Origin of the sequence: Actinocorallia sp. API 0066 (assembly GCF_020991275.1) — a bacterium.
GTDB lineage: Bacteria > Actinomycetota > Actinomycetes > Streptosporangiales > Streptosporangiaceae > Actinocorallia.
Genome location: NZ_JAJLQY010000014.1, coordinates 132,753 through 147,715, shown reverse-complemented (window position 1 = coordinate 147,715; position 14,963 = coordinate 132,753). Strand labels below are relative to the sequence as shown.

General features: G+C 71.7%; 12 protein-coding genes. 8 read left to right on the top strand and 4 right to left on the bottom strand.

Annotated elements, in window-relative coordinates; all coding sequences use genetic code 11:
* The first annotated feature begins 180 nt into the window (after positions 1–180).
* Positions 181–600, top strand: a complete 420-nt coding sequence (locus LO762_RS28935) for a cysteine dioxygenase (RefSeq protein WP_230619305.1) — start codon at positions 181–183, stop codon at positions 598–600.
* 423 nt (positions 601–1,023) lie between these two features.
* Here the strand turns inward: LO762_RS28935 and LO762_RS28930 are convergent, their stop codons facing one another.
* Together LO762_RS28930 and LO762_RS28925 are read right to left on the bottom strand one after the other, a co-directional pair.
* Positions 1,024–1,212 carry a hypothetical protein gene (locus LO762_RS28930; protein ID WP_230619304.1) on the bottom strand — a complete coding sequence of 63 codons (189 nt, stop codon included), beginning with the start codon at positions 1,210–1,212 and terminating at the stop codon, positions 1,024–1,026.
* Positions 1,202–2,482 (bottom strand): PspC domain-containing protein, encoded by a 1,281-nt coding sequence (locus LO762_RS28925; RefSeq protein ID WP_230619303.1) that lies wholly within the window; start codon positions 2,480–2,482, stop codon positions 1,202–1,204. Before LO762_RS28925 ends, LO762_RS28930 begins: the two co-directional genes overlap by 11 nt.
* A 122-nt stretch (positions 2,483–2,604) precedes the next feature.
* Here LO762_RS28925 and LO762_RS28920 point away from each other — a divergent pair, with 122 nt between their 5' ends.
* The 3 genes from LO762_RS28920 to LO762_RS28910 all read left to right on the top strand — a co-directional run bounded on the left by LO762_RS28920 (position 2,605) and on the right by LO762_RS28910 (position 5,869).
* Positions 2,605–3,744, top strand: coding sequence for an ATP-binding protein (locus LO762_RS28920; RefSeq protein ID WP_230619302.1), 1,140 nt, complete (start codon positions 2,605–2,607; stop codon positions 3,742–3,744).
* The gene (locus tag LO762_RS28915) at positions 3,741–4,370 is read left to right on the top strand and encodes a response regulator transcription factor (protein WP_230619301.1); all 630 of its coding nucleotides are present in this window, start codon (positions 3,741–3,743) and stop codon (positions 4,368–4,370) included. Before LO762_RS28920 ends, LO762_RS28915 begins: the two co-directional genes overlap by 4 nt.
* 128 nt (positions 4,371–4,498) lie before the next feature.
* Entirely contained in the window at positions 4,499–5,869 is a 1,371-nt protein-coding gene (locus tag LO762_RS28910; protein WP_230619300.1) for an LCP family protein, read from the top strand.
* 4 nt (positions 5,870–5,873) lie between these two features.
* On the opposite strand, the gene pcrA is transcribed toward LO762_RS28910, so the two are convergent.
* A complete protein-coding gene (gene pcrA / locus LO762_RS28905; protein WP_230619299.1) occupies positions 5,874–8,105 on the bottom strand; it encodes a DNA helicase PcrA in 2,232 nt (743 codons plus the stop codon).
* Between the two features lie 75 nt (positions 8,106–8,180).
* Between pcrA and LO762_RS28900 the strand changes: the two genes are divergently transcribed.
* Together LO762_RS28900 and LO762_RS28895 are read left to right on the top strand one after the other, a co-directional pair.
* Positions 8,181–8,624 (top strand): SRPBCC family protein, encoded by a 444-nt coding sequence (locus tag LO762_RS28900; RefSeq protein WP_230619298.1) that lies wholly within the window; start codon positions 8,181–8,183, stop codon positions 8,622–8,624.
* Positions 8,625–9,141: 517 nt separating this feature from the next.
* The gene (locus LO762_RS28895) at positions 9,142–10,914 is read left to right on the top strand and encodes a tetratricopeptide repeat protein (protein ID WP_230619297.1); all 1,773 of its coding nucleotides are present in this window, start codon (positions 9,142–9,144) and stop codon (positions 10,912–10,914) included.
* 195 nt (positions 10,915–11,109) lie between these two features.
* Here the strand turns inward: LO762_RS28895 and LO762_RS28890 are convergent, their stop codons facing one another.
* Positions 11,110–12,468 (bottom strand): glycoside hydrolase family 15, encoded by a 1,359-nt coding sequence (locus LO762_RS28890; protein WP_230619296.1) that lies wholly within the window; start codon positions 12,466–12,468, stop codon positions 11,110–11,112.
* A 268-nt stretch (positions 12,469–12,736) separates the two neighbouring features.
* On the opposite strand from LO762_RS28890, the gene sucC reads away from it, so the two are divergent.
* Positions 12,737–13,921: an ADP-forming succinate--CoA ligase subunit beta gene (gene sucC, locus LO762_RS28885; protein ID WP_230619295.1), complete on the top strand. Its 1,185-nt coding sequence runs from the start codon at positions 12,737–12,739 to the stop codon at positions 13,919–13,921.
* A complete protein-coding gene (gene sucD, locus LO762_RS28880; RefSeq protein ID WP_230619294.1) occupies positions 13,921–14,808 on the top strand; it encodes a succinate--CoA ligase subunit alpha in 888 nt (295 codons plus the stop codon). Before sucC ends, sucD begins: the two co-directional genes overlap by 1 nt.
* Positions 14,809–14,963: the final 155 nt, after the last annotated feature.

Below are 14,963 nucleotides of genomic sequence, written 5' to 3'. Positions count from 1 at the left end.
CCGGGGGGCAGCGCGCGCCGCCCGAAAGGCCGTCACGGGGCTTCCCGGGGTGTTGGGGGGTTCACATGACGTGGGCGCCGAGGCCGGGTAGAGTGACGCGCATGTTCTCCGCCTTCTCGTGTTGTTGTCGCTGACCCGCGTCTTCCCGACCCGTCAGTCGACCACCCGAAGGATCTTTCCGTGAAGGTTGAGACTTTTCCCGATCTCACCATGGCCGCCCAGGGCCCGGTGAACCCGGCAGCCGCCCCGACCGTGGGCCAACTGGCCTGGCGTGTCCGTGAGGCCGCCTCCCGCCCGCACGAGTGGTGGCATCTTGTGCGGTTCGTCCCCGGCGAGCGGGTGCGGGTCGATCTCGACGGCGGGCTCACCCTGATCGTCTGGCCGCCCGGCTTCCGGCTCCCCGCGCACGACCACGGCGGCCACCTCCAGGTCCTGACGGTGATCGCGGGCGAACTCGCCGAGGTCGCCGTCGGCGACGACGGCGCCTACGCCAGGCCGCTACGCGCCAACCGCGTCCGCGTCCAGACCGGCGACCACATGCACGAAGTCGTCAACCCCGGCGACGGCTACGCCATCACCCTCCACGCCTACGCGCGTTGAATTGGCCCGGAGGGCCGGGCGCTTTGCGAGCCCGGCGCCGCCCCTCCGGGCTGTGTTGAATTGGCCCGAGGGGCCGGGCGCTTTGCGAGCCCGGCGCTGCCCCTCCGGCCCTGGGGGCCTACGGGGCAACACCGGGAGCGCCCGACCCCCCGGGCTGTGTTCGATTGGCCCGGGGGGCCGGGCGTTTTGTGGGCTTGGCGCTGCCTCTTCGGGCTGTGTTCGATTGGCCCGGGGGGCCGGGCGTTTTGTGGGCTTGGCGCTGCCTCTTCGGGCTGTGTTCGATTGGCCCGGGGGGCTGGGCGCTTTGCGGGCCCGGCGCTGCCCCTTCGGCCCTGGGGGCCTACGGGGCGACCTCGGGGGCGCCCGACTGCTCGGGCTGTGTTCGATTGGCGCTGAAGGGTTGGCGGGGTGGGGCGGGCGGGGTTAGGGGCGGCGGGAGCGGGTGAGGAGGCGGATCAGGAGGACCAGGGCGAAGCCGGTGGCCAGGGCTGGGGCCAGGTGGCGGAGGGGGACGGGGTCCAGCCAGGTGAGGGCGGCGGCGGTGAAGAGGGCGGCGACGGTGAGGAAGAAGACGCCCGCGACCAGGGCGCCGGGATCGGTCTTATGCGGCACCTCGGATCACCTCCACGTCGCCGATTCTGCCTCTGACGTGGATCTCCAGGGTCGGCGGGTTGTTGCCGGAACCGTCGAGCACCTGGTCGACCCTGACCCGTGGGCCGCTGTTGATCTTCTTGTCGACGGTGATGTCGCCGAGGCCCGTCGCGGCGTGCAGCTCCACCCTGGCGTGCGCCGGGAGCATGATCCGGATGCCGCCGAGGCCGAGCCTGGCGTCCACCCGGTAGCGCCGCCCCGGCTCCAGCGACAGCGTGGTCAGGTCGAGCGTGCCGGTGCCCGCGACGATCCGGTAGGGCTGGGTGGCGTTGGGGTCGACGGGCCGCCAGTGCACGTCGCCGAACCTGCTGCCGGGCGGCAGCTCCGTCGTCGCGGCGCTGGTCAGCAGGGCCAGGGACAGCAGGGTGCCGACGGCGACGAGCCCGCGCGGCCGCCCGAACCAGGTGCCGGTGACCAGGCCGAGGCCGATCACGCCGAGCCCCGCCGCCAAGGCGAGCTGCTGCGCCTGCTGCTCGGCGATGTCGCCGCCTGCCGCGACGGTCGCGGCGGCAGCGGCGGCGAGCGCCAGCGTGAGGGTGATCAGGCTGAGCGCCCGCCCCTGACGCTGCTTCGGCGCGGGCCTGCCGGGCCCGTCCGGCTGCGGCGGGGACGGCGGCGTCCAGGGCCGCGAAGGGCGGGCCTCCGGCTGGCCGCTCGCCGCCTCGTCGGCGGGCACCCGGACCTTGAACGGCTTGAGCGTCGCCAGGTCGATCCACTCGACCTCGACGGTGGGCCCCGGCGCCACGGTGGCGGAGGCGACGGTGAACGACGCGGGACCGGCGGGCTCGGGCATCGGCGTGCCGCGCAGCCGCTCCGGCAGGCCGCGCGCCGTCGCGACGAGATCGACGTTCCTGGCCTGCGCGATCAGCGCGATGAGCAGCACCACCATGGTGGCGCCGAGCGCGTCGGCGTCGAGGTGGCCGGCGGCGCCGGAGACGACGAGGTCGATGATCACGCCGCCCGCGAGCGCGAGGCCGAGCAGGGCGAGCACGGCGCCGCCGTCGATGACGCGGCGGGTGTGCCGTTCGACGATGCCGGGCGCGCCGTCCGGCTCGGCCATCATCACGGCGGCGAGCACGTAGAGGGGAACGGTGGTCCACGTCACGAAGAGGAGCACGCCCCAGCCGATCCGGTACACGAGCGGGTCGATCCCGGTGTACCTGCCGAGTCCGGCGCAGACCCCCGCGACGAGCCGGCCCTCGGAGCCCCGGGTGAGCCTGTCGGTCGTCATACGCACCATGCTCCCTCACGGGTGCGTCGGCCGGTATCCGGGGAAGCCCTGATCCGACCCTGAGAGCCTTTCGGGGGTGCTGCCCCGATGCGCGCGCCGCGCGGGCGTGTGAACATCGGGTTATGAGCTCCGGGGAGATGGTCCGTCTGGAGAGGCGGCGTGACGGGCGGCTGGTGGCCGGGGTCTGCGCGGGCCTCGCCGGGCAGCTCGGGGTGGAGCCGTTCGTCGTCAGGCTCGCCTTTGTTGTGTTGGGCGCGGCCGGGCCTTACGGCATCGCGGCTTACGCGGCCTTCTGGATCCTCACTCCCGCGCGGGAGGAGGAGTCCCGGCGGCGCAACCCCTGGCAGCTTCTGGCTTACACGCTCCTGGGTGGCGGGCTCTCGCTGCTCACCGGGGTGACGGGCCTTGCGCAGGTCGCCTTGTGGCCGGTGCTCGTCGTCGGGATAGGCGCGGTGATCCTGTGGCAGCAGGCGAGCCGCGACCAGCGGGAGCGTTGGGCGGTGCTGCCGCAGGGCATGTGGTGGCGGAGCCTGCTGGGCGCGGTGCTGGTGATCGCCGGGGTGGGCGGGTTCTTCGCGCAGCGGGTGTCGCCGCAGGAGATCCCGCAGGTGCTGCTGGCCACCGCGATCATCCTCAGCGGCGTGACGGTGATCATCACGCCGTGGCTGGTGAAGCTGTGGCAGGAGTTGGACGAGGAGCGGGCCGAGCGCGTCCGGTCGCAGGAGCGGGCCGAGGTCGCGGCGCACATCCATGACTCGGTGCTGCACACGCTGACGCTGATCCAGCGCAGGGCGCACGACCCCAAGGAGGTCGCGCGGCTGGCGCGGTCGCAGGAGCGTGATCTGCGCGCCTGGCTGTACCAGCCGAAGTCGGACTCGTCCCAGATGTTCGCGGCGGCGGTGCGGGAGACGACGGCCGAGGTCGAGGACCTGCACGGCGTCCCCATCGAGGTGGTGTGCGTGGGCGACTGCCCGCTGGACGAGCGGATCGCGGCGATGGTCCAGGCGGCCCGCGAGGCCATGGTGAACGCGGCGAAGTACTCGGGCGCGCCGAGTGTCTCGGTGTACGCCGAGGTGGCGGGCGACGAACTGGAGATCTTCGTCCGGGACCGGGGCAAGGGATTCGACCTGGACGCCGTCCCGGAGGACAGAATGGGGGTGCGGGGCTCGATCATCGGCCGGATGGAGCGGCACGGCGGCACCGCGCGGGTGCGTAGCGCGCCGGGTGAGGGCACCGAGATCAGGTTGGAGCTGAAGAAGTGACGCGTGTGGTGCTGGTGGACGACCACCAGATGTTCCGGACCGGCGTGCGCGCCGAGCTCGGCCCCCAGATCGAGGTGGTCGGGGAGGCGGCCGACGTGGACTCGGCGGTCGAGGTGATCACCGCGACGGAGCCCGAGGTGGTGCTCCTGGACGTCCATCTGCCGGGCGGCGGCGGGGTGGAGGTGCTGCGCCGGATCCTGCCGTCCAAGGGCGTCCGGTTCCTGGCGCTTTCGGTGTCGGACGCGGCTGAGGACGTCATCGGGGTGGTCCGGGGCGGCGCCCGGGGTTATGTGACGAAGACCATCTCCGGGCCTGAGCTGACGGACGCGATCGGCAGGGTGGCCGAGGGGGACGCGGTGTTCTCGCCCCGCCTCGCCGGGTTTGTCCTTGACGCGTTCAGCGCCACCGACGCGCCCGCCGCCGACCCCGAGTTGGACCAGCTCACCGCGCGGGAGCGCGAGGTGCTGCGGCTCATCGCGCGCGGCTACGCCTACAAGGAGATCGCCAAGGAGTTGTTCATCTCGGTCAAGACGGTTGAGACGCATGTGAGCAGCGTGCTGCGCAAGCTCCAACTGTCCAACCGGCACGAGTTGAGCCGGTGGGCGGCGGCGCGGCGGCTGGTCTGAGCTGGCCCGACGTGCCGGAGATGTCCCCGGCAACGGCGCTCACGTGAACATTTCAGTCGTCTGTCGCGTCATACATCACGTCATCGGTAAAGAGTTCTGCCTGGGTGGGCAAAGGTATGTTGGCGGGGATGAAACGCGCGATCGTGGCCACGGCGGCGTCGGCAGTGGTGTGGGGCACCGCCCACTTCGTCACCGGACGCCGGGTGACGGGCGCGCTTCTGCTGACCCTCCAGCTCTCCCTCGTCGTCGGGCTCGTGCTGCTCGCCTGGCCGCTGCGCGACACCGCGACCGAGTGGTTCGTGCAGACCCGCTGGCTCGACGCGCTGCGCTGGGGCATCGTTGTGCTCGGCGCGGTCTGGGCGGCGGTCATCATCCGCTCCTACCAGCTCGTCTCGCCGGGACGCCCGGTGCTCGTCGCGCTCGTTGTGGCGCTGTGCCTGGTCGTCGTCGCGCCGCTCGCGTACGCGGTGGAGCTCACCCGCGTCTCGCACGACCTCGTCACCGACGTGTTCGCCAAGGACACCGGCAAGAACCCGTTCCGCGGCATGTCGCGCGTCAACCTGCTGCTCATCGGCGCCGACGCGGCGCCCAGCCGGCCCGGTGTGCGCACCGACAGCATGACCGTCGCGAGCGTGGACACCCGCAGCGGCGTCACCACGCTGTTCAGCCTGCCGCGCAACCTTGAGGACGTGCCGATGCCGACCCCGGTGTCGAAGGCGGCGTTCCCGGACGGCTTCAAGGGCGACGGCGTGGGCACGCCCGGCCTGCTCAACGAGGTCTTCCAGTGGGCGGAGGACCACCCTGAGATCGTGCCGGGCGTCGCGGACGGCAAGCGTGGACCGGCCCTGCTGAAGGGGGCCGTAAGCGAAGTGCTCGGCCTCCAGGTGGACTACTACGTGATGGTCGACATGGCCGGGTTCGCCGAGCTCGTCGACGCCGTGGGCGGGGTGCGCGTCAACGTCGCCGAGGAGCTGGTCTACGGCAAGCAGAGCCAGGGCAGGATTCCGGCGGGCGACCAGATCCTCTCCGGCGAGCAGGCGCTCTGGTTCGGCAGGACCCGCACCAACAGCGACGACTACCACCGCATGTCGCGGCAGAAGTGCCTGCTGTACGCGCTGTCGCAGCAGGCCGACCCGGGCACGCTGCTCACCCGCTTCCACGGCATCGCCGGGGCGACGAAGCGGGCCGTCTCCACCGACCTGCCGCAGAACGCCCTTCCCGTGCTGATCCGGCTGTCGAAGAAGATGCGCGGCAAGGACGTGCAGAGCGTCCAGTTCGTGCCGCCGCTCATCAACACCGGCTATCCGGACTGGGAGCTGATCCGCACGACCGTCACCGAGACGCTCGCGGGCTCCGGCACGCCGGGGCCGTCGGCCACCGCGGCCCGTCCCGACATCGCGATGAGCCCGGCCTCGGCCAGCGGCGCGACGCCCACCGCGAGCGCGGAGACGGCGGAGGAGAAGGGCAAGCCCGACTCCCTCGCCGCCAAGTGCGCCTGAGCCGCTACAGCTTCTCGACCGGCGCGTAGCGCAGCACGAGCCGCTTGACGCCGTACTCGCCGCCGAAGTCGATCGACGCCGCCGCCCGCTCGCCCGCGCCGTCCACGGCGACGACGGTGCCGAGGCCGAACGCGTCGTGCGTCACCCTGTCGCCGGGCGCGAGGGTCGGCACCGGGCGGTTGCCCGGCGAGCGCACGCCCGGACGGGACGCGACGGCGGCCAGCGAGGGCGCCGCCGTCGAGGCCGCGACGCGCTCCCACACGAGGAGATCCTCGGGGATCTCGCTGAGGAACCGGGACGCCGGGTTCATCTGCGGCGCGCCCCACGACGAGCGCATCGCCGCGCGGGAGACGTGCAGCCGCTCGCGCGCGCGCGTGATGCCGACGTAGGCGAGGCGCCGCTCTTCCTCCAGTTCCTTCGGGTTGCCCAAGGCGCGCAGGTGGGGGAAGACCCCGTCCTCCAGGCCGGTGAGGAACACCACGGGGAACTCGAGGCCCTTGGCGGTGTGCAGGGTCATCAGGGTGACGACGCCCTCGCCGTCGTCGGGGATCTGGTCGGCGTCGGCGACCAGGGAGACGCGTTCGAGGAAGGCCGTCAGGGGGTTGGGCGGCTCGACGTCGCCCTCCTCCCGCTCGGCGCTCAGGTCCTCGAACTCACGGGCGACGTTCTCCAGCTCCTGGAGGTTCTCCACCCGCGTCTCGTCCTGCGGGTCCTTGGACGCCTTCAGTTCGGCCAGGTAGCCCGTCTTGTCCAGCACCGCCTGGATGATCTCGGCCGGGCTGTGTCCGCTGACCATGGCGCCCAGCTCGTCCAGCAGCGCGACGAACTCGTTGATGGCGTTGAGCGAGCGGGTGGCCAGGCCCGGGACGTCGCGGGCCGCGCGCAGCGCCTGCCAGAACGAGACGCGGGAGCGGGCGGCGTGCACCTCCACGCAGGCTTCGGCGCGCTCGCCGATGCCGCGCTTGGGCACGTTGAGGATGCGGCGCAGGGAGACGGTGTCCTCGGGGTTCGCCAGCACCCGCAGGTAGGCGAGGAGGTCGCGGATCTCCTTGCGCTCGTAGAAGCGGACGCCGCCGACGACCTTGTAAGGCAGGCCGACCCGGATGAAGACCTCTTCGAAGACACGGGACTGCGCGTTGGTCCGGTAGAAGACGGCGACGTCACCGGGCTTCACGTTGTGGTTGTCGGCGAGCCTGTCGATCTCGGCGGCGACGAACGCCGCCTCGTCGTGCTCGTTGTCGGCGACGTAGCCGGTGATCTTCTCGCCCTGGCCCTGGTCGCTCCACAGCCGCTTGGGCTTGCGGTCGCCGTTGCGCTCGATCACCGCGTTGGCCGCCGACAGGATCGTCTGGGTGGAGCGGTAGTTCTGCTCCAGCAGGATCGTCGTGGGGTCCGGGTAGTCGCGCTCGAACTCCAGGATGTTGCGGATCGTCGCGCCGCGGAAGGCGTAGATCGACTGGTCGGCGTCGCCGACGACGCACAGCTCGGCCGCGCCCAGGCCCTCGACCGGCATCGCGAGCTGGCGGACCAGCTCGTACTGGGCGTGGTTGGTGTCCTGGTACTCGTCCACCATGATGTGCCGGAACCTGCGCCGGTAGTGCTCGGCGACGTCCGGGAACAGCTCCAGCAGGGTGACCGTGGTCATGATGAGGTCGTCGAAGTCCATGGCGCCGGCCTGCTGGAGGCGGGCCTGGTACATCTCGTACGCCTCGGCCAGGGTCTGGTCCATGTGCGTGGTCGCGCGCGTCTTGAACGTCTCGTAGTCGATCAGCTCGTTCTTCAGGTTCGAGACCTGCGAGGAGAACGACTTCGGGGGGTAGCGCTTGGGATCGAGGTCGAGCTCGCGGCAGACGAGCGCCATGAGCCGCTGCGAGTCGGCCTGGTCGTAGATCGAGAACGAGCTGGGGAAGCCGAGCCGGTGTGCCTCCCGGCGCAGGATCCGGACGCAGGCGGAGTGGAAGGTCATCACCCACATGGCGCGCGAACGGGGGCCGATCAGGGCGTCGACGCGCTCCTTCATCTCCCCGGCTGCCTTGTTGGTGAAGGTGATCGCCAGGATCTGGCCCGGGTGCACGTCCCGTTCCGACAACAGGTAGGCGATGCGGTGGGTGAGCACCCTGGTCTTGCCGGACCCGGCGCCCGCGACGATGAGCAGCGGGCCGCCGGAGTGGATCACGGCGGCGCGCTGCTGCGGGTTCAGGCCGTCCAGGAGAGGGTTCGAGGTTGCAGTCGACATCGCCTTCGAGTCTATGGCCGAGCGCACGCCCACCGCTCCTTGTCCCTGGCGTAAGGAGGGCCTTACAGTCACCGCATGCTGCAGACCGCGAGCTTCTCCGCCCTGACGACCGCCGCGCCCGACCGTGTCTTCCGGCACCTCGCCGTCGCCGAGGCGTGGCCGGTCTGGATGCGCCTGCCCACGCGGGGCCGCCGGGCCGCCGCCGGGGCGCCCGAGCCGGACGGGGTGGGCGCGATCCGCGCGATCTTTCCGGTGCGTGAGCAGTGTGTGGCTTACACGCAAGACGAGTACTACGCCTACGTGATGCTGTTCCCGAAGATCGTCAAGGGGTACCGGGCGGACGTCCGGCTGACGTCCAAGGGGGACGGGACGTTGCTTGAGTGGACGGCGGAGGGGTCGTCCTATGTTCCGGGTACCAACGCCGTCGTCCGCGCGGGGTTGAGGTTCGCGACGAAGACGTTGACGCGGTTGCTCGTCAAGCACGCGGCCCGGTGCACCCCTTCGTGTCCCGCCCACTGACGTTCTGCTTGCGCCCTTGATGGGCGGCGCTGAACACCCCGGCGCCCCGGCGACCGCACCACGCGGTCACCGGGGCGTTTTGGCTTGCGGGGGCCTCTAACGCGGGGCCCTGGGGACGCGCAAGGCCGGTGGACGGCCGGGTCCGGTCTTTCGTCCGGTAAACCGCTTCGGGCTCCTGTTCGTCGGGGTTTCACCCATGTCAGTAATGCACGTCCGAATGCGGTCAGAACTTGGGGATAAGAGTCGAATGCCGCAATAGTGCTTCTCTGTTGATCTATGGCTTAACCATGGGCGGGGGCCTCATCCGAGCAGTTGACCACGGTCAACGGGCTCCGCCGTATCCAGGGAGGGATGGACGTGAAGCAGGTCGTCGTACACAAGAAGGGCACGGTCTCGCTCCGGGGCAAGGCGAGCGCCAAACACGCGTGAATTCGCGGCCGGTCCCGCCCCGGCGGGATCGGTCCAACCGCAAAACCCCTTCCCCGTCAACCGGCGACCTCACCTTCCGGAGACCCCCGTGCCCCTGCTACCGGTCGACGCGCCCGTCCCCCCGCCCGGCATCCCGCCCCTGCTGGCCACCGCGGACGCCGACCGCCGCGCCGGCGGCCCCTACGCCGCCGCCGCGGTGCTCGCCCGCGCCCTGTACCCGCGCGCGTCCGCCGCGACGATCGCGGCCCGCGACATCGAGTTGCGCGCGATCGCGCCCGACCTGCCCGTCCCAATGGCGCGGACCACCCTGTCGGACACCGTGGCGCGCCCGGAACGGATCCTCATCCCCGCGCCGCAACGCACCCTGCGCGTCGCCAACGGATTCGCCGAGTTCGTCGCGGCCACCCTGACCGGGCCCGCCTCGTTCCTCGTCACCGGGTTCGCCGAGGCCGACTTCGCCGACCGGGAGATCATCGAGGTGCTCGTCCGACGGGTCCCCGACCTGACCATCCTGACGTGCGACCTCTCAGGGTGGTCAGAAAAGGGGCCGGCGCCGTTCTGGGGCGGACCTGCCGACGACGGGCCCGCCGGGTACCGCGCCGCCGTCGAATGGTGTCAGGAACGCGGGTGCCACCACGCCGTCATCGACCTCGGGACGCGCGGCCTCGCCCTCGCCGAACCGGACGGTGACGACTGGTGGGCGATGGTCCACGCCGTCGCCGTCGGGCTCGGCTCGCTCGAACGGGAGGAGGAGGCCGAAGAACTCCTCGGCCGTGCGCGCGCGGCGACCACCGACCCCGCGCGGCACTCCACGATGGCGTACACGAGCGCGATGCTGCTGACCCGCCACCACGACCCCGCCCGGCGCGACCTCGACGCCGCGCTGTCCTGGGTGAACATCGGGATCGCGCTGTGCGGGCTGCTGCCCGACCGGCCCGACCGGGCCATGAAGCTCGGCTTCGACCTCAACGGCAAGGCGCTCATCCAGGCCCGGCGCGGCCGCACCGACGAGGCGCTCGACCTGGTCGAGGCCGCGCTCGCGCTCGCCGACACCGACCTGCCCCCGGACGCGCAGCGCATCCACCGGCTCGTGCTGCGCGCCAACCGCGCCCAGCTGCGGGTCGCGCGCGGTGAACTGGAGGAGGCGCTGGCCGACCTCGACGCCGTCATCGCCGCCGACCCCGGATACCCCGACTACTACATCGACCGGGGCAACCTGCTTCTACGCCTTGGACGCGCGGACGAGGCCGTCGCGGACTACCGGGAGGCCGCGAGGGTCGGGCCTCCCTTCGCGGAGGCGTACTTCAACTGCGCGGAGGTGCGCTATACGCGCGGCGACCTTGAGGGGGCGTTGGCCGATCTGGACTACGCGCTGGAACTCGACCCCGACTTCGTCGACGCGCTCGTCAACCGGGCCGGGCTGCTGACGGCCGCCGGGGAGCACGACAGGGCGCGGGCCGACGTGGACCACGGGCTGACCGTGGACCCCGACAACGCCTACCTGTTGTGCGCGCTCGGCCAGATCGAGCAGGCGTGCGGCGACGTCGTCCGGGCCCGCGCCGCGTTCGACCGGGCGGTGCGGCGCGACCCGTCCCTTCCCCTCGCCTGGGCGGGCCGCGGCGTCCTCGCCTACGAGCGCGGCGAGGTGGACGCCGCCATCGCCGACTTCGGCCGCGCCCTCGCCCTCACCGAGGACCCCGGCCTCCTGTTCAACCGCGCTTTGGCCCTGCGCGCCGCAGGCCGCCACCCCGAAGCCGAAGCCGACCTGGCCCGCGCCCACACCCTCGCCCCCGACGACCCCGAAATCCACGCCGCCCTCACCACCCCACCCCCCACCACAACCCCCCAAACCACCCCATAAGCCCCGCCCCGCCGCACTTTCCAGCCGGCCTGCCGGTGCTCGGCGGCGGGCGGCGCGGTTTTGTCAGAGGGGGTGCGTAGTGTGCTGGGCACGGAGCGTTCCGAAGCGCGGGCGGTCCGGATTGTGGGGGTGAGGGTGATGGGTCCGTGGTTTGTGGTGCTGGTGCTCGCGGCCGGAGTGGCGGGGCTGTGCGGGTCAGGACGGGTCTTCGGGGGTCGGGGTGGCCGGCACGGGTGGGATGGGGAGGGGGTGTTCGCCTGCGGTGAGGGTGAGGAGGACCAGGGAGGCGGTCCAGCCGAGGGGGGCTACGGAGGCGGGGCGGTGGTCGGCGTCGACCTTCTCCGGGAGGACGCCGAGGGAGGTGCGGTGGGCGGCGAGCCAGTCGAGCCAGGCGGCGGCCTGGACGGTGCGGCCCGAGGCGGCGTCGGCCAGGGCGAACAGGGCGACCTCCGGCGTCCAGGCGGTGGTCGGGTTGCCCGGCCAGTTCTCGCCGGGGAGAAGGCCGCCGTTGTCCAGGCTGAGGCGTTCCACGGCGTGGCCGAGCGCGAACTCGACCGACATGTCGTGCGGCGCGAACGGCGGGGCGAGGAACGTCACGGAGGCGTCCATGTTCCCGTTCGGGATCGGCGAGCGCGGGTAGCCGTGGGCGCCGTACTCGCGGCGGATCGCCTGGTCGAGCTTCTGTGCGGCCTTCGTCCAGCGGGCCTCGTCCACAGGGTGGCCGCTCCGCTGCGCCAGCGCCGCCGCCGCGCGCAGCCCGACGAGCAGCGGGGCGGAGACACCGAGCGTCGGACGGTCCGGGTCCTGCTCGGCCGAGGGCCTGCGCTCGAAGTAGTCCGAGCCCGCCGGGGGCAGCCCGTCGGGGCCGAGGTTGCGGGCGATCCAGTCGGCCGCGCGCTGCACCATCGGCCAGGGCGCGGTGGTCGCGCCGTCGGCGTACCGGGAGGTGAACCAGGTGGCCCACAGCACCCAGCCGATCTCGTCGAGCTGGACGGCGCGGCCGTCGTCCACCGCGCTGCCGTCCGGACGGTAGCGGGTGTCCCAGCGGCCGTCGGGCTCCTGCACGCGGGCGAGGAACGCCAGCACGTCGCGGGCCTCGCGCGGATGGCCGGTGGCGGCGAACGCGGCGGCGTGGAAGGCGGCGTCACGCGGCCACACGTAGTTCCACATGCCGTACCAGGACGCGGTGGAGGCGCCCGTCGGCGTGGTGAGCAGGCGCAGGTCGAGCAACGCCCGCGCGGCCATCCCGCGGTGCTCCAGCGTGCCGCCCGGGACCGTTCCAGAATTGAGCCAGTCGCGGTCGCCCTTCACCGCCGCGCCGACCCGCGGATCGGTGACGGGCAGCGTGACGGCCTCGGTGCCGCCGTGCGGGATGAGCATCGCGCGGCCGTCGGCGAGGCGCAGCACCGAGCTGTTGAGGATGTAGCGGGCGCCCTCGGCCTGCTCGGGGCTGACGGCCGCCTGCGCGTAAGGCCAGCCGCCGCCTCCGACGAGCCCCGGGCTCTCGTAACCGGGTGGCCCGGAGAACGGGTCGCGGGCGCTGCAGGTGGCCACCGCGGCCAAGGTGATGAGTGCCACACTCAGCCGTGCCCGGCGTCGCCACATCGGCTCATCCCCCTGCATTCACCGGTATATCTCCAGCTAGTAGATCAGAGGACACCAAATCGTCGGTCACGGGTTCCGTTCCCTTTCCTACCGGGCGGTAAGCAACCCCGCTGGCCGGGAGCGGGTGCCCGGTTGGCTAGGCTTGCCTGCCGGAGCGGACCGCCGTGATTACCGCACGTGCGGTCATCACCCGTCGATCCCTCAGAAGGACGTCCTCGTGGACCTGTTCGAACATCAGGCGAAGGAACTCTTCGCCGAGTACGGCGTACCGGTGCCCACCGGCAAGGTCGCCAGCACCCCGGCAGAGGCCAAGGCGATCGCTACCGAGCTTTTTGCGGCCGGCAGCAAGAAGGTCGTCATCAAGGCCCAGGTCAAGACCGGGGGCCGCGGCAAGGCCGGCGGCGTGAAGCTCGCCGACACCCCGGACGAGGCGGAGGCCCTCGCCACCCAGATCCTCGGCATGGACATCAAGGGCCACACGGTCCACAAGGTCCTCGTCGAGGAGGGCAGCGCCATCGCGCAGGAGTTCTACTTCTCCTTCCTACTCGACCGCGCCAACCGGACCTACCTGTCGATCTGCACCGTCGAAGGCGGCGTGGAGATCGAGGAGGTCCCGCACGACCAGCTCGCGCTGATCCCGATCAGCCCGCTGGAAGGCGTCGACGCGGCCAAGGCCCGGGAGATCGCCGTCGCCGGCCGACTGCCCGAGGTCGCGCTCGACGGCGCCACCGACATCATCGCCAAGCTGTGGACCGTCTTCACCAAGGAGGACGCCACGCTGGTCGAGGTGAACCCGCTGATCCTCACCGCCGACGACCAGGTCCGCGCCCTGGACGGCAAGGTCTCCCTGGACGAGAACGCCTCCTTCCGCCAGCCCCGCCAGGCGGAGCTGGAGGACAAGGCCGCCGCCGACCCGCTGGAGGCCAGGGCCAAGGAGAAGGACCTCAACTACGTGAAGCTCGACGGCAACGTCGGCATCATCGGCAACGGCGCGGGCCTCGTCATGTCCACCCTCGACGTCGTCGCCTACGCCGGTGAGGAGTTCCCGGGCTCGCCGAAGCCCGCCAACTTCCTCGACATCGGCGGCGGCGCCTCCGCCGAGGTGATGGCCGCGGGCCTGGAGATCATCCTCTCCGACCCGTCCGTGAAGTCGATCTTCGTCAATGTCTTCGGCGGCATCACGGCCTGTGACGCGGTCGCCAACGGCATCGTCGCGGCCTACGAGCTGCTCGCCTCGCGCGGTGAGACCGTGGACCGCCCGCTCGTCGTCCGCCTCGACGGCAACAACGCCGAGCTCGGCCGGCAGATCCTGAACGACGCCGAGCTCAAGGGTGTCGAGCAGGTCGAGACCATGGACGACGCGGCCCGCCGGGCCGCCGAACTCGCTGCGGTAGGTGCGTAATGGCCATTTGGCTGACGGAGAACAGCAAGATCATCGTCCAGGGCATCACCGGCTCCGAGGGCTCCAAGCACTCCGCCAGGATGCTGCGCTCCGGCGCGAACGTGGTCGGCGGCGTCAACGCCCGCAAGGCGGGCACGACCGTCACGCTCGAGGGCAGGGAGCTGCCGGTCTTCGGCACCGTCGCGGAGGCCATCAAGGCCACCGGCGCCGACGTGTCCGTCGTTTTTGTGCCGCCGAAGTTCACCAAGGACGCGGTGGTCGAGGCCATCGAGGCCGAGATCCCGCTCGCCGTGGTGATCACCGAGGGCGTGCCCGTGCAGGACTCGGCGGAGTTCTGGGCGCTGGCCGTCGCCAAGGGCGGCAAGACCCGGATCATCGGCCCGAACTGCCCCGGCATCGCCTCGCCCGGCAAGTCCAACGCGGGCATCATCCCCGCCGACATCACGCCCGGCGGGCGGATCGGCCTCGTGTCCAAGTCGGGCACGCTGACCTACCAGATGATGTTCGAGCTGCGCGACTTCGGGTTCTCCACCTGCGTCGGCATCGGCGGCGACCCCGTCATCGGCACCACCCACATCGACGCGCTCCAGGCGTTCCAGGACGACCCGGAGACCGACGCGATCGTGATGATCGGCGAGATCGGCGGCGACGCCGAGGAGCGGGCCGCCGCTTACATCGAGCAGCACATCACCAAGCCGGTCGTCGGCTACGTCGCGGGCTTCACCGCCCCCGAGGGCAAGACGATGGGCCACGCGGGCGCGATCGTGTCCGGCTCGGCGGGCACCGCCCAGGCCAAGAAGGACGCGCTGGAGAAGGTCGGCGTCCGCGTCGGCAAGACCCCGAGCGAGACCGCGCGCCTGATGCGGGAGATCATGCAGAACCTCTGAGGCTCGCGCGGGGGCGCGCCCCCGACGCGGCACAAGCCCACCGGCGTCCGGAGTGTCCGGCTCCGCGCCGTCCGAGGTGGGTGTGCGGGATCTGACGGCGGCCGTCCCCTTCTCCGGGGGCGGCCGTTTTGTTCGTCTCTGCCCCGCGACACGCC